The organism is Pseudorhodoplanes sp. (genome assembly GCF_046289595.1).
In the GTDB taxonomy this organism is placed as follows: Bacteria; Pseudomonadota; Alphaproteobacteria; order Rhizobiales; family Xanthobacteraceae; genus Pseudorhodoplanes.
In genome coordinates, this window is the sequence record NZ_JBKBVB010000004.1 from 84,902 (window position 1) to 101,522 (window position 16,621).

At 63.4% G+C, this 16,621-nt stretch carries 14 protein-coding genes and 1 pseudogene; 2 read left to right on the plus strand and 13 right to left on the minus strand.

Annotation, left to right across the window (positions count from 1 at the left end; all coding sequences use genetic code 11):
• Window positions 1-11 precede the first annotated feature (11 nt).
• The 5 genes and pseudogenes from ACK41X_RS02250 to ACK41X_RS02270 all read right to left on the minus strand — a co-directional run.
• Window positions 12-869, minus strand: a pseudogene (locus tag ACK41X_RS02250) (CarD family transcriptional regulator); the annotation flags it as partial.
• 190 nt (window positions 870-1,059) lie between these two features.
• A complete protein-coding gene (gene fdxA / locus ACK41X_RS02255; RefSeq protein WP_409718828.1) occupies window positions 1,060-1,395 on the minus strand; it encodes a ferredoxin FdxA in 336 nt (111 codons plus the stop codon).
• 83 nt (window positions 1,396-1,478) lie between these two features.
• The gene (locus ACK41X_RS02260) at window positions 1,479-1,850 is read right to left on the minus strand and encodes an RNA-binding S4 domain-containing protein (protein ID WP_409718830.1); all 372 of its coding nucleotides are present in this window, start codon (window positions 1,848-1,850) and stop codon (window positions 1,479-1,481) included.
• A 16-nt stretch (window positions 1,851-1,866) separates the two neighbouring features.
• Complete coding sequence (locus ACK41X_RS02265) at window positions 1,867-5,205, minus strand: helicase-related protein (RefSeq protein ID WP_409718833.1); 3,339 nt, start codon at window positions 5,203-5,205, stop codon at window positions 1,867-1,869.
• A 387-nt stretch (window positions 5,206-5,592) separates the two neighbouring features.
• Window positions 5,593-6,432 (minus strand): DUF3108 domain-containing protein, encoded by an 840-nt coding sequence (locus tag ACK41X_RS02270; protein ID WP_409718836.1) that lies wholly within the window; start codon window positions 6,430-6,432, stop codon window positions 5,593-5,595.
• Between the two features lie 275 nt (window positions 6,433-6,707).
• Here ACK41X_RS02270 and rpmB point away from each other — a divergent pair, with 275 nt between their 5' ends.
• Window positions 6,708-6,998, plus strand: coding sequence for a 50S ribosomal protein L28 (rpmB, locus tag ACK41X_RS02275; RefSeq protein WP_409718839.1), 291 nt, complete (start codon window positions 6,708-6,710; stop codon window positions 6,996-6,998).
• Between the two features lie 128 nt (window positions 6,999-7,126).
• On the opposite strand, the gene ACK41X_RS02280 is transcribed toward rpmB, so the two are convergent.
• The 5 genes from ACK41X_RS02280 to ACK41X_RS02300 all read right to left on the minus strand — a co-directional run bounded on the left by ACK41X_RS02280 (window position 7,127) and on the right by ACK41X_RS02300 (window position 12,697).
• Window positions 7,127-8,155 (minus strand): esterase-like activity of phytase family protein, encoded by a 1,029-nt coding sequence (locus tag ACK41X_RS02280; RefSeq protein ID WP_409718842.1) that lies wholly within the window; start codon window positions 8,153-8,155, stop codon window positions 7,127-7,129.
• Window positions 8,152-10,053 (minus strand): cobaltochelatase subunit CobT, encoded by a 1,902-nt coding sequence (gene cobT, locus ACK41X_RS02285; RefSeq protein WP_409718845.1) that lies wholly within the window; start codon window positions 10,051-10,053, stop codon window positions 8,152-8,154. Before cobT ends, ACK41X_RS02280 begins: the two co-directional genes overlap by 4 nt.
• A 27-nt stretch (window positions 10,054-10,080) precedes the next feature.
• Window positions 10,081-10,752 carry a DUF502 domain-containing protein gene (locus tag ACK41X_RS02290; RefSeq protein WP_409718847.1) on the minus strand — a complete coding sequence of 224 codons (672 nt, stop codon included), beginning with the start codon at window positions 10,750-10,752 and terminating at the stop codon, window positions 10,081-10,083.
• 129 nt (window positions 10,753-10,881) lie between these two features.
• Window positions 10,882-11,880 (minus strand): cobaltochelatase subunit CobS, encoded by a 999-nt coding sequence (gene cobS, locus ACK41X_RS02295; protein WP_409718849.1) that lies wholly within the window; start codon window positions 11,878-11,880, stop codon window positions 10,882-10,884.
• Window positions 11,881-12,088: 208 nt separating this feature from the next.
• On the minus strand, window positions 12,089-12,697 hold the full coding sequence (locus ACK41X_RS02300) for a J domain-containing protein (protein ID WP_409718851.1): 609 nt from the start codon (window positions 12,695-12,697) through the stop codon (window positions 12,089-12,091).
• Window positions 12,698-12,807: 110 nt separating this feature from the next.
• Between ACK41X_RS02300 and ACK41X_RS02305 the strand changes: the two genes are divergently transcribed.
• Complete coding sequence (locus ACK41X_RS02305; protein ID WP_409718853.1) at window positions 12,808-13,080, plus strand: BolA family protein; 273 nt, start codon at window positions 12,808-12,810, stop codon at window positions 13,078-13,080.
• A 3-nt stretch (window positions 13,081-13,083) separates the two neighbouring features.
• On the opposite strand, the gene ACK41X_RS02310 is transcribed toward ACK41X_RS02305, so the two are convergent.
• The 3 genes from ACK41X_RS02310 to aroB all read right to left on the minus strand — a co-directional run.
• Entirely contained in the window at window positions 13,084-14,016 is a 933-nt protein-coding gene (locus ACK41X_RS02310; protein WP_409718855.1) for a LysR family transcriptional regulator, read from the minus strand.
• Window positions 14,017-14,423: 407 nt separating this feature from the next.
• Window positions 14,424-15,704, minus strand: a complete 1,281-nt coding sequence (locus ACK41X_RS02315) for an HlyC/CorC family transporter (RefSeq protein ID WP_409718857.1) — start codon at window positions 15,702-15,704, stop codon at window positions 14,424-14,426.
• A 3-nt stretch (window positions 15,705-15,707) separates the two neighbouring features.
• Window positions 15,708-16,621 (minus strand): 3-dehydroquinate synthase (gene aroB, locus ACK41X_RS02320; RefSeq protein ID WP_409718859.1); only part of this gene is annotated, 914 nt, incomplete at its 5' end.

Below are 16,621 nucleotides of genomic sequence, written 5' to 3' on the forward strand. Positions count from 1 at the left end.
GCGCGAGACGCTTACGCCGCCTCGTCCTCGACCTTGTCAGTTTCGTCGTCGGCCTCGTCCTCGGCAGCCGCACCCTCGGCGGGCTTGGGACCGCGGCGCGGACCCTTGGCGAGCGCGCCCTCGATTTCCTTGACCGCCTCGGTCTCGGTGATCTGCTGAACCGCCGAGATTTCGCGCGACAGCCGGTCGAGCGCGGCCTCGTAAAGCTGCCGCTCGGAGTAGGACTGTTCGGGCTGCTGCTCGGAGCGGTACAGATCGCGCACCACCTCGGCGATGGCGACGATGTCGCCGGAATTGATCTTGGCCTCGTATTCCTGGGCCCTTCGCGACCACATCGTCCGCTTGACGCGGGCCCGGCCCTTCAGCGTCTCCAGCGCCCGCTTGACCATTGCGGGCTCGGACAATTTACGCATGCCAACGGTGGCGATTTTCGCAGTCGGAACCCGCAGGGTCATCTTGTCCTTGACGAAATTGATGACGAACAGCTCGAGCTTGGCGCCCGCGACTTCCTGCTCCTCGATCGCCATGATCTGGCCCACACCGTGCGCCGGATAGACGATGAATTCGTTTGTCTTGAAGCCCTGACGTTGAGTGGTCTTCTTATTGACGGTCATTCCAGAGGGTGCTCCTTCGCCCGCCGGTTTCGGACGGCTGGGCGCTGCTGCCGCTTTTGCGGCTTTGGCCACGGGAGCTCCACGGCCGGGCAGCCGGGAGCTTGGCGAGCTCCGCCGGGTGGAGGCGGAGGGCTTCTTCGTCCGGCGGTCGCTGCCGCGGGGCGATTTCTTTGATTTTGGTCGCGTTTTGCTGGGCACGGGATCGCGCGTGGGTATCCACGCCCTTCTTAAAGCGGGCTTTCCTCTGGAACGGGCCCGAAAAAATAAGCTCCCCCGGAATAAATCGCAGAAGGGGGAGCGTCGTTCCGGTTATGGCGTTCCAATGTCGTCAATATATCACATTTTCCGCGAAAATCAATGCGTTAACGCCCGACCTTAGGCGTATTGCGGCACAGCGGGACAGAAAATCCGAGGACAGGATTAAAACGGTGCGGTCGGCAACCGCTTAATTTCCGGTTCCCGGTTCGGGAGAAAAATACTGTTCCTTGCCGGCCACGCCTTCCCACTCCTTGTGGTCGGCGGGCGGCTCCTTCTTGGCGGTAATATTCGGCCAGATTTTCGAATATTCAGCGTTGATCTGCAGCCACTTTTCCAGGCCCGGTTCGGTATCGGGCTTGATCGCTTCGACAGGGCATTCCGGCTCGCAGACGCCACAATCGATACACTCGTCAGGGTGGATCACCAGCATGTTCTCACCCTCGTAGAAGCAGTCCACCGGACACACCTCGACGCAGTCCATGAACTTGCAGCGGATGCAGTTGTCATTGACGATGTAGGTCATTCCGAACCCGACGGGATGCTGAATATTGCTGGCGTCCCTAGCCTAAGGGTCAAAATGGCGCAAGGGACGGCGTCGTGAATTGGTCATTCGTTTCCGGGACGCTTGAGCCGCAGCAATGCGCGGCGGTTCTGCTTGTCCGGGCGAGCGGCGGGACCCGGGGCCAACCCCGACGCGGACTGCGCAGCCGGAACTGGCGACGGCGGTGTCATGTCCTCGAACAGGGCGGCGGCATCGGCCGCAGAACCGCGCCGTTCCGAGAATCCTGCCACCCGCAAGACCCTGACCCGGTCAAACGCAATTGTCAGCACGTCACCAGCCTTCACCGGTCGGCTCGCGGCATCGATCCGCATGCCATTGACGCGCACAAGACCCTTGCCGGCGAGGTCGGCGGCGGCGGTGCGGGTCCGCACAACGCGCGCATGCCAAAGCCATTTATCGATCCGCTGCCGCTCCAAAATTTGTCGCTCGCGTCTAACGGCGCTCCTTGGAATCAGCTTCGAGCTGCGCCTTCAGCGCGGCGAGCTTGGCGAACGGAGAGTTCGGATCGGGCTCGCGCTCGCGCCGTTCGGGGCGCGGCCGCGCATCCTGGCGTTGCCGGTTGTCCGGCTTGCCGAAACGCTGGCCTTCCTGGCTACCCTCCTGCCGGCGCGGACGGCCGCCGCGATCCTTGCGCGGCGGACGCGGACCGTGGGGCCGCTGTTGCACCGAACGATCTGTGCCCGATTCTTGGGATGCCGTATCCGGACCTGCCACAGCGGGTTCGGGGGCAGGTGCCCCGGGCCGTTCCGCGTGCGGCCGCGCGCCCCCGCGATGCTCACCCCGACGGGGTTTACGCTGCGGGCGCTTGTCTCGGCCCTCGAACCGGCCGGGCCGCCACACTTCGATCAGTTCGGGCTCGGCAGCTTCGGCCACGGCACCCGGAGACGCCATTGCTTCCGCCGGAGCGGCCTCGCGATCGCCGGAAGCCTCGGCAGCAGCGGGAACTCCGGAATTTTCCGATGCAGAAAGGGAGATCAGGGTCGGGGCGGCTGTCTGCGAGACAACAGGCTCCGCCTGGACATTTTCTGCCGCTGGCTCCTCAGCAATCGTCGAAGCCTCTGCAGGCGCGGCGTCGGCATGCTCCATAACCCCGGCCGATGCAGCCTCCTCAGATGTGACCTCCTCGGATACGGCCTCCTCGGAAGTGGCCTCTTCGGATGCAGCCCGCTCAGATGCCGTCTCATCGGGGCCGGCTGCGCTCACCACGAGCGCAGGCTCGTCGGTCGTAGCCTCTTCGGTCGTAGCTTCTCTGGATGCTGCCTCGGCGGGATTAACCTCGTCGGCGGCCGGCGCCTCTGGCGGTTTCGGCTTGCGATCCATCCGATAGCCAAGAGAGCGCAGGATCGAGGCGAAATCCTCGCCCGACGATCCGACCAGGGACGTCATCCCGACCGTGACCGTAAAGCCCGTGCCATCGAGCGCCCCTGGCGGCTTGATGCCTGGTGTATTCGGCCGCCAGGCAAGCGCCGGCCGGATCAGGTCGGCGAGGCGCTCGAGAATATCCACGCGCACCGCACGTTCGCCGGCGACCCGATAGCCGGCGATGCGATACAGCGTCTTCTGGATGTCCTTGTTGGCGGCGATCGAAGTCCGTCCGCTGGCGGCGAGCTGCTGCACGTCGTCGAGCCCGCGCAGATCGCCAGTGTCATTCTTCACCGCATAGAGCTGCATCGCCAGCGCGCGTGGCGCCGGTTTGAGAAGCGGCGGGATGTAGATGTGATAGGCGCCGAAACGCACGCCATATTTGCGCAATGTCGCGCGCGCATTCTGGTCGAGCGACTTCACGTCGTCCGCTACCTTTTGGCGTTCCAGCACGCCAAGATCCTCGATCAGCCGGTAGGCGACGCCGCGCGCAATCCCGGTCACGTCGTCCGCCGCGGCGAGCGACGACAGCGGCCCGAGCAGCTTGTCGATATGGGCCTTGATCCAAAGGTCGAGCCGCGCCTGGACCTGCTCGCGCGCCGGTCCGGTCAGCTGCTCGTCGGCCAATATCCGAACACGCGGCCGCAACATCTCTTCGCCGGCGGCGAGCTTGCCGACCGCATCGCCGGTCCAGCGGATGGTGCCGTCCGAGGTGAGAACGAACTGATCGTCCGGCGCCTGCGAAAGCTTTCCTGCGCGCGCCTCGATTTCGCCGGCCAGCGCCTTCTGCGCCGCGGCATGCAGCGCCTTGGCCTCTGAGCCGCCTGCGGACGGATCGGCGGCGAAACGAAAGCCCTCAAGCCGCCCGACCAGATGGCCCTCGACGGTCACGTCGCCGGTTTTTGAGATTTCACTTTCCAATGTGGTGTTCTCGCGCAGCCGCCGCATCAAAACGCTGGTGCGGCGATCGACAAAGCGGGCGGTAAGGCGTTCGTGCAACGCATCCGAAAGCTTGTCTTCCACCGCACGCGTGACGCCCTGCCAATGTTCGGGATCGGCAAGCCAGTCCGGCCTGTTGGCGACAAAGGTCCAGGTGCGAACATGAGCGATCCGTGTGGAGAGAGAGTCGATGTCGCCTTCGGGGCGATCCGCTTGCGCCACCTGGCGGGCGAACCAATCGTCCGGGATTTTACCCTCCCTCATCAGAAATCCATAGAGGGTGGTGACAAGCTCAGCATGATTGGCTGGTGCGATCTTCCGGTAATCAGGAACCTGACAGGCCTCCCAAAGCCGCTCGACCGCCCCACGATCGCGCGCCATGGACCGGATATCCGTATCGCGCGCGGCGTGTTCCAGCACGAGGATGTCTTCGGCGAGGGGCGCGCGCGTAAGCCCTTGCTCCGCCGGAATTTCGGCGAGGGAGGCCTGCAGAGCTCCGATCGACGAAAAGTCGAGATCGGAATTGCGCCATTGCAGCAGCGTGAGCGGATCAAAAGCATGGCTTTCGAGCCGCTGCACCAGTTCTTCGTCGAAGGGGGCACAGCGGCCGGTGGTGCCGAAGGTTCCGTCGCGCGTGGCGCGGCCGGCGCGGCCGGCGATCTGGGCGAGCTCGGCAGGGCCGAGATTGCGGAACTGATAACCGTCGAACTTGCGGTCGGACGCGAAGGCGACGTGATCGACATCGAGATTGAGCCCCATGCCGATGGCATCGGTCGCAACCAGATATTCGACATCGCCGGACTGGTAGAGCGCAACCTGCGCGTTGCGGGTGCGGGGCGACAGCGCGCCGAGCACGACCGCAGCGCCGCCGCGCTGCCGCCGGATCAGTTCCGCGATCGCATAAACCTCGTCCGCCGAGAACGCTACCACGGCAGATCGGCGCGGCAGCCGCGTCAGCTTCCGGTCGCCGGCGAACGTCAATTGAGACAGGCGCGGGCGCGACACGATATTGGCACTCGGCAACAACCGCTCGATCATCGGCCGGATCGTCGCCGCCCCCAGGATCAGCGTTTCCTCGCGGCCGCGCCGGTTGAGAATGCGATCGGTGAAGACATGGCCGCGTTCGAAATCGGCGGCGAGCTGAATTTCGTCAATGGCGACGAAAGCCGGATCGAGATCGCGCGGCATTGCTTCCACGGTCGAAACCCAGAAGCGCGGATTGGCAGGCTTGATCTTCTCCTCGCCGGTGATCAGCGCAACGGAATCGGCGCCGACCCGGTCGGCCACCTTGTTGTACACCTCGCGCGCGAGCAGCCGCAGCGGCAGACCGATCAGGCCCGACGAATGCGCCAGCATGCGCTCGATGGCGAGATGGGTTTTCCCTGTATTTGTCGGGCCGAGCACGGCGGTGACACCTGCGCCGCGCTTGCGCGCATCGCTGCGAGGGCCGGGCGAAAATGAAATGGGCATCAAGGATCCGAAAAAACCGAGCTCTGACTGGCGGCCGACCGGCCGAACAAGCGATAGGAGCGGTGCTGTCGCCGGCCGGCGCAGCCGCTTTTCACCGGGTCTGTCTCACAACGCAACACCTACAGACATGTTTTGGCTCCGCCGATTAAGTTTCGGAACGAGTCTGGAACGAATCGCGGCCGAATCGCTGACTCCCGCCGAGTCCGGTTGCGTTCCCGCGATATATAGGTGACCGGAGCCGAAAATCTCTACATCAGGTGTTATCGCGACCTTTTCTGCGATCCAGAGCCTGGCTTGCAAGGTTGCGCGGCGAAGCCACGACGTGGTCAGCGAGTCAAGCAACCGGAGCGCCGAATGTGGAGAACAGCGGGGATATTGCAAGCACCGCTATTGCGGTCCCAGGCTCGCGCGGTTCTGCAACGGCGACACCGAGAGCTGGGTCGCCTGCAAAATTCCCTGGCCAAGCGGAGTCGGGATCACCACACGGAACGGTACCATCACGCGGGTGCCGGCGATCGGAATCAGCCACGTTTCCATGTCGCGCTGATCGATCAGATATTTGACCGCGGCGCGATCCGGGACATAGCCGGCCAGCGGCGCGAAATAGATGGCGCAGACCAGAGCCGGGCCGGAATAGCCGTCCGTCTGAACCTGTTCGATCCGCTTATAGGCGAGCGTGAGATCGTAGCGCATCCGGCCGTCAAAAATCGGTGTGTGCTGCTTGCAGACTTCCGGCGCCATCAGGTCGCCCTTGCCAGGCACCCGCAGCAGCGAACCGGTCATCGGATCGAGCACGTTGCGGCGATGCGCCTCGGTGACGCGGATCCGGTTCGGGTGCTCGACCATCGGCGGCTCGACCTTGAGCTCCTTGACCGCTCCATCGGCAATCCGCATCCGCAAGTCTTCGAACTTCTTCCCCCACTTGACGTAAATCGAGTAGTTCGCCGGGACGAATTGTCCGTTCTTGATGGCGCCGCGCGAGGAGGTGGTGCCATGTCCCGCGCTGAAAAACCGCGCCAGCCCGGAGGTCGATCCTTTGGCCTCGGTCTTGAAACGGTCTTCGCTGAGATCCACCGTCCAGGTTCCCTCCCCGAGCTTGATGCCGGCAAGGGTCACCACATAGCGGGCGTCGAGACGGGTCTGGGCATGGGCGAACGACGCCGGCACGGCTCCAAGAACAAGCCCGCAGAGCGCCGCCCCAAAGCCGGTCCTGACGAGATAATGCACCTGATGTCCTCGCGGGGCCTTCCGGGCCCGTCCGTTGAGGCTGTCCGGGCCGGTCCCCTGCGCGCCCGGCTCCGGAAAACCCGAAAGCTAAGCGATTCGGCACCATTACGCCGTTTCTATGGTGCCAGGGGCCGTCTTCGATGGCGCGGCCGTCCGGCGGCGCCGACCTTGACGCCCCTGCCCGGCCTCTTTATAGGACCGCGTCTTAACGCGAAAAATGCAATCACGGCCTGCGCGCCTGTGCCGCGCCGCCGCACTGTTCGGGATTTTCAGCCATGTCGCGCAAGTGCGACCTGACCGGCAAGGCGTTCCAGACCGGTCACAAGGTGAGCCATTCGAACCGCAAGACCAAGCGGCGGTTCCTGCCCAATCTCGTCAACGTCACGTTGACCTCGGAGGCGCTGGAGCGCTCGGTCCGGTTCCGGATTTCGGCGAACGCGCTGAAGACCGTGGACCATCGCGGCGGTCTCGATGGCTTCCTCGCCAAGGCCAAGGACGGCGATTTGTCGCCGAAGGCGCTGGAGCTGAAACGCCAGCTGGAAAAGAAGCTCGACAAAGCGAGCTGATCCGCGCTTCGTCATTGCGGAGCGTCATGTGCCGGCGCAGGCAGGACGGACGGGAGTCGGGCCATCCGCGTCGGATGGGCTCCAGTTTCCGGGTTCACGGGGCTTCGGCTGGCGCCCCGCGGGGCCTTCTATTCATCCAGTAGCGTGAATTGCAGCAGCAGCGTGCGCTGGATCACCGAGAAATTGTCGTCCGACACCAGCGTCAGCACGGTCTCGCCATTCGGCGAACGGTGCACGCTAAGCCCTTCCATATTGTCGATCTGATAGCCCATATCCGCGGTGATCAGGACTTTGCCCTCGAGCACGGCGCCGGGGACGACCTCCGACAACGGCATCCGGCGCAGACGCATCGCGACGCCGCGGCGCCAGGAAAAATGCCGCTCCAGGATCAGGAGATCGGAGTTCGGCGCAAGCGCGCAATCGACCACGTCGAAATCGTCGCTCGGCTTGACCGCGAAAATGCCGGGCTTCGGCCCCCCGATCAGAAACCCGCGGATATTGTTCGCGGCATCCGGCGTGCGCTCGGAAATCGCAATCAGCGCGCCGGCGATGGGCGAGCCCTTGGGCGCGATCTGGAGGCATTCGATGCCCTTGTTGCTGCGCAGCTTCGCAAATTCGGGCGGAACCTTCACCAGTGAACCGCGCGCCAGCAATCCACGCTTGCCGTAATCGAAGCGCAGGATCCGGTGCACGCGCTCGAGCGCAACATAGACAATGCCGCCGTCTTCGGTCAGCGCCTCCGAATCGTACCAGCCGCGCGCCGTGATCGGACGGCCGTCGGTGTAGAGCATCGGGGCGATCTCCGCCTCGCCGATGCCGGCCGGCGCATCGCCGCGATAGGAGATGCGGCCGCGCAGCCAGTATGCTTTGTCGTTGATGGCGAGGAACCGCCCGTCATTCAAAACGCGAATGCCGGAGAACCCGCCGAATTGCTTATGTGCCGATGCGAGTTCAAGGCCGCCGCGAAACACAAGCGTGCCGAATGTCCGGCGCTGCGGCTCGCGCGGATCGAACGAGGCGATCGGTTTGGAGACGATCTCGATCTTCGCCGGCGGCTCGGCCGGAGGCTGCGGCAACCCTTGCGCATGGGCGAGCGGGGCGCCGAGGATCAGACTCGCCGCCGCAAACCAGATCCGCCGCAATCCGTCAGCCTTCACGAATGAAGCCTGCGCGGCGCGCGGCGCATCGGCACTGCAGCCGCAGCATCTTCGGTGAACAATTCGGCGAGCTTTTCGGTCATCGCGCCGCCAAGCTCCTCCGCATCGACGATCGTGACGGCTCTGCGGTAATAGCGGGTGACGTCGTGACCGATGCCGATTGCGATCAGTTCGATCGGGGAGCGGGTCTCGATCTCCTCGATCACCCAGCGCAGGTGGCGTTCGAGGTAATTGCCGGCATTGACCGACAGCGTCGAATCGTCGACCGGCGCACCGTCCGAGATCATCATCAGAATGCGGCGCTGCTCAGGACGCGCCAGCAGACGCCGGTAGGCCCAGTTCAATGCTTCGCCGTCGATATTTTCCTTCAGCAGCCCCTCGCGCATCATCAGACCGAGATTCTTGCGCGCGCGACGCCACGGTGCATCTGCGGCCTTGTAGATGATGTGGCGCAAGTCGTTGAGGCGTCCGGGATTTGACGGCTTGCCGGCGGCAAGCCAGGCTTCACGCGACTGCCCGCCCTTCCACGCGCGGGTGGTAAAACCGAGGATCTCCACCTTGACGCCGCAACGCTCCAGCGTGCGCGCCAGGATATCGGCGCAGGTGGCCGCGACCGTGATCGGGCGCCCGCGCATCGAGCCGGAATTGTCGAGCAGCAGCGTCACCACGGTATCGCGGAAATTCGTATCCTTCTCCCGCTTGAATGAGAGCGGATGCATTGGGTCGATGATGATCCGCGACAGCCGCGCCGGATCGAGCATCCCCTCTTCAAGGTCGAATTCCCAGGCGCGATTCTGCTGCGCCATGAGCCGGCGCTGCAGCCGGTTGGCGAGACGGGCGACGACGCCCTGCAGATGCGACAATTGCTTGTCGAGATAGCTGCGCAGACGGTCAAGTTCGTCCGCCTCGCACAGGTCTTCGGCTGCGATCTCTTCGTCGAACTTGGTGACGAACGCGCCGTATTCGGGGCCGCGATATTCGTTCTGGCCCGGACGCGGACGCCAGGGCTCGGACGGCGTTTCGGAATCGCCCATATCGGCGTCGTCGGCCATGTCCGAACTCGGCGCATCGGTGGCTTCGGCCGTGGCTTCCTGCGCGTCCTCGGACGAGGCTTCGGCCTCCTCGACCGACATGCGCTGCATATCCTCCGAGTCGGAGGTGTCGCCCTCCTCGCCGTCCTCGTTCTGGCTGCGGTCGTCGTCGCTTTCCTCGGAATCCTCGTCTTCCTCGGAATCGCGATTGCGGTCTTCGCCCATGTCGAGCGCGTCGAGCAGATCGTGGATGGCGTCGCCGAACCGCGCCTGGTCGTCGATCAGATCTTCCAGCCGGTCGAGCCCGCGGCCGGCCTTGTTCTCGATGATCGGCCGCCACAGATCGACGAGCTTCTTCGCGGCCGGTGGTGGTGCCTGGCCGGTCAGGCGCTCGCGCACCATCATCGCCACCGCCTCCTCGAGCGGCGCATCGGCGCGATCGGTAATGTCGTCGAACTTGCCGCGATGGAATTTGTCGTTGAGCATCGCGGAAAGATTTTTGGCGACGCCCGACATGCGGCGCGCGCCGATCGCTTCGACCCGCGCCTGCTCTACGGCATCGAAGACCGCGCGCGCCTGCTGACCGCCGGGCACGAGCCTGCGATGGACACCCGGATCGTGACAGGCGAGTTTGAGCGCGATGGCGTCCGCATGACCGCGGACGATGGCGGCCTCGGCACCCGTCAGCCGGCGAGACGGCTCCGGCAGCCGCGCCTTGCCGCCGACCAGCCCCGGGCGTTCGGCGGCGAACGCAACCTCCATCTCCGGACGCCTTGCAATGGCCCGCAGACAGCCCGTTACCGCGCGCTTGAACGGCTCGGTGGGCGCTTCCCTGGGTGAGGCTTTCGGTTTGATGTTCGAGGACATGGCGGCTTTTGTGGCCTGTGCGGCTTGTTATGTGGTGGCCAGCTTGCCCTTGGCCGGAGCGGCCGCCGGCAACGGCGCGATTTTCAGCGGCGATGAAACGCCCATGGACACGTAGATGCTGACCAGCTTGTCGACGCCGACATCGGCCGGCTGCACCCATGCGGCCGGGACATAGGCGAGACAGCCGCCGACGGGAAGCGGCGCCGAGGGAATGAGCACGGCATGATACGGCGTGTCGCCCACCATGATCGGCTCCGGCGTCGGCAACAAGGCGAGGACAGCCGCGCTCTGCGGGCCGCCGAAGAAGCACCAGACCGGGCTCATGCTCTTCAGACCCTCGACGTCCTTTTTGTCCATCAGGGCGACGAAGCGCTGGATCAGGTCATACAGCGCGCCGATCAAGGGAATGCGGCGCATCGTCGAGTCGAGCGTTTTCGACAGCTGGCTGCGCAGCTTCGATTCGACCGCAAGCCCGAGCAGATAGACGATGACCATGAACACGACCAGCCCGATCACATAGGCCGCGAACTGCGAGGCCGAGAAGCTGAACCCGATCGTCATCAGGGCCTGACCGACGACGCTGGACGGGCCGACATAGTTGATAATGAACTGTCCGAGCCAGGCCACAACCGCAAGCGTGATGATCAGCGGCAGCAGCAGGATCAGGCCCGAGACGAATGTGCGAAACATATGCGTCATGGTTTGCCACCAGTGCGGTTTCCGGTCGCCGTATTACGCGACGGGAGCGGCTCCGTCCCTGCGACTCCTCGTCTGTTCGCCGCTGCAGGCTGGTACCCGATTATCCGCAGCCCCGGCAGGCATGCTCCGCTAGGTCAACGCTACATTCACCGATGACTCGGGCAATTCCTGTCCGAAGCTTCGCTGATAGAATTCGGCGACGATGGGCCGTTCGAGCTCATCGCACTTGTTCATAAAGGTCACGCGAAAGGCAAAGCCGACATCGCCGAAAATCTCCGCATTTTCCGCCCAGGTAATGACCGTGCGCGGACTCATCACCGTGGACAGATCGCCGTTGATGAAAGCGTTGCGGGTCAGATCGGCGACGCGCACCATCTTCGACACGATGTCGCGGCCTTCCTCGTTACGGTAATGCTTGGCCTTGGCCAGCACGATTTCGACTTCCTTGTCGTGCGGCAGATAATTCAACGTTGTCACGATCGACCAGCGGTCCATCTGGCCTTGGTTGATCTGCTGGGTGCCGTGATAGAGACCCGTGGTATCGCCGAGGCCCACGGTGTTGGCGGTCGCAAACAGCCGGAAGCAGGGATGCGGCCGGATCACCTTGTTCTGGTCCAGAAGGGTCAGGCGGCCGGACTGTTCGAGCACGCGCTGGATCACGAACATCACGTCGGGGCGCCCCGCATCGTATTCGTCAAAGCACATCGCGATATTGTGCTGAAGCGCCCAGGGCAGAATACCGTCCCGGAACTCCGTCACCTGCAGGCCGTCGCGGATGACGATGGCATCCTTGCCGACCAGATCGACGCGGCTGACATGGCTGTCGAGATTGACCCGTACGCAGGGCCAGTTCAACCGCGCTGCCACCTGTTCGATGTGTGTCGACTTGCCGGTGCCGTGATAGCCCGTCACCATGACACGCCGGTTTCGGGCAAAGCCCGCCAGGATTGCGAGGGTTGTCGGACGGTCGAAAAGATAATCCGGATCGAGATCCGGTACATGGGCATCCGGCTCGGAATAGGCGGGAACTTCGAGGTCGGAATCGATGCCGAAGACCTGCCGGACCGACACCTTCATGTCGGGCAGCCCGCCCGGGCCTTGGGGAATTTCTTCGGATACGGTAGCCATTGCTTCTCCATGCGCCAGCCGGACCGGGGCGCGTCTTTCGTCGCTTCGGGTTGGCAAATCGCGGGCCAACCTAGCAGAAAGGCCACCGCGGGCGAAACCCGCGAGGCTCACTGCATCTGTCGGGATACACCAGAAAAGATAGTCATTCCGGGGTCTTCCGGAAGGGCTTGGCAGGAATGCGAGACCGAGGCCGGCTTTCCGGCAGCCCTCAGGCAAAACCGACCGATTTGAGATAATTATAAGCTTGGATGATCTCGATCAGCCGGTCCTCGGTCGAGCGGTCGCCGCCATTGCTGTCCGGATGATGCCGCTTTACGAGGTCGTGAAACTTCGCCTTGATCTCGGTCCGCGAGACCCCGACCTCCAAACCAAGCGTATTGAATGCCTTGCGCTCGGCATTGCGAATGCTGCGGCCTTCCGGCTTGGCCTTGGACGAGCCGGTGGCCCGGCCGGCGGTGAATTCGCGGTACATGTCGAAAGGGTCGATACCGTTCTCGGCGTAAAAGCGGCCAGGGTCGGTATGCTTGCCGGTCCCCATCTTCCAGGTCGGCCGGTGGCCGGTCAGCGCGTCCTTCTGGTAGCGGCGCACATCGTCGTCGCTCATGCCCTGGAAGAAATTGTAGTTCTGATTGTACTCGCGCACATGATCGAGACAATAGCGCCAGTAATCCTTCTCGCGTCCGCGGCCTTTGGGAGCGCGATGCGTCGCCTCGCTGCAGCAGCCGGGCCACTCGCATGTGTGCTCTACAGCACGTGCGCGACGGTCATCGGCCGGCTTGACGCGAATTTTGTCGAACAGGGGCGAGTCGAGTTTCATCGCTTACAAGTATGCAAACAACAGGATGCCGGGTTCAAGACTTGACATTTCCGAGATCGATCTATGCTTCAGGCACGAAAAGCCTTGGCAAGCGCGACGGATTGACGACCATGCGAACCAAAGATGTCATCACAAAGAAATTGACGGAAGCTTTCGCGCCGGAAAGCCTCCGCGTCGAAGACGAGTCACACCTTCATGCTGGACATGCCGGACATCGGCCCGGCGGCGAGACGCATTACCGCGTCTATATCGTGTCCGATGCCTTCCGCGGCAAGAGCCGGATCGACCGGCACCGCGCCGTCAACACTGCGCTCGCCGCGGAACTGGCCTCCGGAGTCCATGCCCTGGCTATTCACGCCGCAGCACCCGGCGAAGGCGCCTGACCGCTATCGCAAACGCCCGTCGTGCGCGCCCGAATTGCCGGGGACCGTTCGCGGCTGCTCGGCGCCTGCGGGCGGCCGCAGAACCTCGGCGAGGCAGGCGGCGACGCCGCGCAGCTTTTCCGAATCCCTTTCGCGGTTGACATAAATGCCGGTCTGGCAATCCGGCAGATCAGGCAGGAAGCTTTCGCGGGCGACTTTCAGGTCGGCCGGCACGAAGCGCACCGGCATGACGACATAACCAAGCCCCGCCTTCGATGCAGCCAGATGGGCGCACAGATCGGTTGCCGTGAACACCACTGAATAGGCCAGACCGGCACGTTCCAACGCCTCGATCGCGAGCTGATCGGTGATGCCATGCGGCCAGCTCTGGATCGGGATCGGCGCGCCGGGACTTGTGGCGAGACCCGTGCCGCAGACCCACGCCATCGGTTCGTTCCATCGCGCGACGCATTCGCCCGATGCCGATGCCTCCATTGCAATCACGGCAATGTCGAGATAGCCGCTCGGCAGGCTGCGCGCGAGTTCGGATGAGGATTGCGACAAAATCTGCAGCCGTTCGCCGTGCGCAACCTTTCCGAATTCGGAGACAAGAACTGAAAGCATGTTTGCGGCATAGATGTTGGGCAAACCGATGCGGACCGATCGCGCCTGCGATGGCGAGCCGGACAGCGCGAGAATCTGGTCGTTCATTGCCAGAATGCGCCGGGCGTAGCGATTGACGATTTCGCCTTTTTCCGAAAGCTGGACGCCAAAACCCGACCGCACGAAAACGTCGCCGCCGACCAGTTGCTGCAGCCGCTTGATCTGCGCGCTTATTGCCGGCTGTGTCAGGCTGAGAAGCTGAGCGGCCTTGGTGAAGCTTCCGCATTCCTGAATCACGATGAAAGACCGCAACAACTCGATCGGGATGTTCTGCGGGTCGTGCCTGCGTTGCATGATCTGTCATCAGCCTCATGGAATGAAAGGTCGTACAGACCGACCAGCACGGCACACGCACCTCCTCCTTGCGCGGACCAATACACTCGACCCTGGGCAAAACACGGCACGACTGCGGCAGACATTGCGCGACACGTTTTGTAGGGCCGCTTGGGCTTTGCGCCCACTCTACGCAAGACCCCGAACCATCTCAATCAGAGGTTGCGAAGCTCCGTTCGTAGGCAGCTTTTTTGATTTTGTCGCTTTATGTGAAATAAAAGGCCCAAAATCAAACAGAAACGATAACTTGGCCAGATTGGTCCCGTTCGATTTTCGCATGACAGCAAATTTTTCAATCACAATTATGGATTGTGTATAAATTTAGCTGAATTGTTTTTTACAGTGCGAAATCTAAGGTCCAGTGTGAATTATCGGCTTGGCGGGCGGGACAGCGGGGTAATCCGCAACGATGTGATCCGGTTTCGATCCTTCATCAGCACGCCGAAGCGGAACCCGTAGAAGGTAAAGGTCTGGCCGACATCCGGGATCGACCGCGCCTCGTGGATCACAAGGCCGGCGATGGTGGTGGCCTGTTCGTCCGGCAGATTCCATTCCATGGCGCGGTTGAGATCGCGAATCGGCACGCTGCCCTCGACATGAACCGAACCGTCGGGCTGCGGCCATACGCCCGGCAGATTGACGTCATGCTCGTCGGTGATGTCGCCGACGATTTCCTCGATGATGTCTTCGAGCGTGACCAGCCCCATCACCTCGCCGTATTCATCGACCACCAAGGCCAGCGGCGTGCGCCGGCGGCGAAACGCCTTGAGCTGCTCGGTCAGCGACCGCACCGTCGGCACGAACCAGGGCGGGCGGGCCAGCGAAACCACGTCGATCTTTGCGAGATTGCCGCCGGCTTCCTGGAGCGCGACCAGAAGGTCGCGCACATGCAGGATGCCGACGAAATTGTCCGGAGTCCGGCTCCAGAGCGGGATACGCGTCACCGGCGCATCCAGCACCGCCTTCAGCACGATCTCGGGCCTGTCGTCGGCGCAGACCGTGATCATTTCGGTGCGGTGGATCATGACATCCGAGACTTCCAGCTCGCGCAGGTCCAGTACGCCCCCCATCATGTCGCGATCGTGCTTTTCGACACCGCCCTCGCGGTGCAGCAGGTCGACCGCGCCGCGCAACTCCTCCCGCGCAGCGAGAATCGGCTGGCTTTCGCCGACCCGCATACCGAATTGCGCGAGCAGCAATCGGACAAACCGCTCGATCCAGATCAGCACCGGTCCCAATATCGTCACCACAAACCGGATCGGCCGCGACACCAGAAGCGCGATCCGTTCCGGCGCATTGATCGCAATGGTTTTCGGCAGCACTTCCGTGAAAACCACCACGATGGCGGTCATCGCAATCGTCGCGTAGACCACGCCGACCGGTCCGAACCACACCAGCAGCAATCCGGTGGCTAAAGAGGACGCGGCGATATTCACCAGATTGTTGCCGAGCAGGATGCCGCCGATCAGCCGTTCGCGGGATTCGATCAACTGATTGACGATGCGGGCACGCGGATTGCCGCCCTTCTCCATTCGCAGCATGCGGGCTCTGGACAGCGCCGTGAGCGCGGTCTCGCTGCCCGAAAAGAAGAACGAGAGCAGCAGACACAGGAGAATCGCCAGCAGCGCCAGCCAGTCTTGAGCGTCCATGTATCAGCTGAGGTTTTCGGCGAGAAAACTGCGAATCGCAGCCACATCGATATCCGGCGCAATGAAGCTCTTGCCGATGCCGCGCGCCAGGATGAAGGTCAGCTTGCCGCGCCGGACCTTCTTGTCCTGCCCGATCAGTTCGATCAGACGGTCCGCATCCGGCCGCTCGCCGGGGATGTCGGCGATCTTTGTCGGCAGGCCGGCGGCGGCAAGATGGCGGGCGACCCGCTCGGCGTCGGACGGCGCGCACAGGCCGCTGCGGGCCGAGAAGGCGAAGGCCAGCACCATCCCGATGGAGATCGCCTCGCCGTGATAGAGCCGGTCGGAGAACCCGGCAGCGGCTTCGAGGGCATGGCCGAAAGTGTGGCCGAGATTGAGCAGCGCGCGGTCCCCGGTCTCGCGTTCGTCGCGCGCAACGATTTGCGCCTTCATCCGGCAGCTCACCGCAACCGCATGCTCGCGCGCCGGCGTTCCTTCAAAGACATCGCGCCAATTGGCTTCGAGCCAGGCAAAGAAATCGGCGTCCGCGATCAGTCCGTATTTGGCGACTTCGGCATAGCCCGCGCGCATGATCCGCGGCGGCAGCGTATCGAGTAACGCGGTGTCGGCGATGACCAGGATCGGTTGATGGAACGCGCCGACCAGATTCTTGCCATGGCCGGAATTGATCCCGGTCTTGCCGCCGACCGAGGAATCGACCTGCGCCAGCAGCGTCGTCGGCACCTGGACGAAGTCCATGCCGCGACGCACCGCCGACGCGGCAAATCCGGCAAGATCACCGATCACCCCGCCGCCCAGCGCCACCACGAGATCGCCGCGTTCGATCCGCGCCGCGATCAGTTCCTCGCAGACGCGCTCGAACATCGAATAGCTTTTCGAGGCCTCGCCGGCCGGCACGATCACGCAATTCGCCGCAA

Excerpts from the sequence above, each read along its gene's own strand:
- ACK41X_RS02305 (WP_409718853.1), top strand. The coding sequence starts at position 12,808 with ATGCGAACCAAAGATGTCATCACAAAGAAATTGACGGAAGCTTTCGCG.
- ACK41X_RS02300 (WP_409718851.1), bottom strand. The coding sequence starts at position 12,697 with ATGAAACTCGACTCGCCCCTGTTCGACAAAATTCGCGTCAAGCCGGCC.
- ACK41X_RS02310 (WP_409718855.1), bottom strand. The coding sequence starts at position 14,016 with ATGCAACGCAGGCACGACCCGCAGAACATCCCGATCGAGTTGTTGCGG.
- cobT (WP_409718845.1), bottom strand. The coding sequence starts at position 10,053 with ATGTCCTCGAACATCAAACCGAAAGCCTCACCCAGGGAAGCGCCCACC.
- ACK41X_RS02265 (WP_409718833.1), bottom strand. The coding sequence starts at position 5,205 with ATGCCCATTTCATTTTCGCCCGGCCCTCGCAGCGATGCGCGCAAGCGC.
- cobS (WP_409718849.1), bottom strand. The coding sequence starts at position 11,880 with ATGGCTACCGTATCCGAAGAAATTCCCCAAGGCCCGGGCGGGCTGCCC.
- fdxA (WP_409718828.1), bottom strand. The coding sequence starts at position 1,395 with ATGACCTACATCGTCAATGACAACTGCATCCGCTGCAAGTTCATGGAC.
- ACK41X_RS02315 (WP_409718857.1), bottom strand. The coding sequence starts at position 15,704 with ATGGACGCTCAAGACTGGCTGGCGCTGCTGGCGATTCTCCTGTGTCTG.
- ACK41X_RS02290 (WP_409718847.1), bottom strand. The coding sequence starts at position 10,752 with ATGACGCATATGTTTCGCACATTCGTCTCGGGCCTGATCCTGCTGCTG.
- rpmB (WP_409718839.1), top strand. The coding sequence starts at position 6,708 with ATGTCGCGCAAGTGCGACCTGACCGGCAAGGCGTTCCAGACCGGTCAC.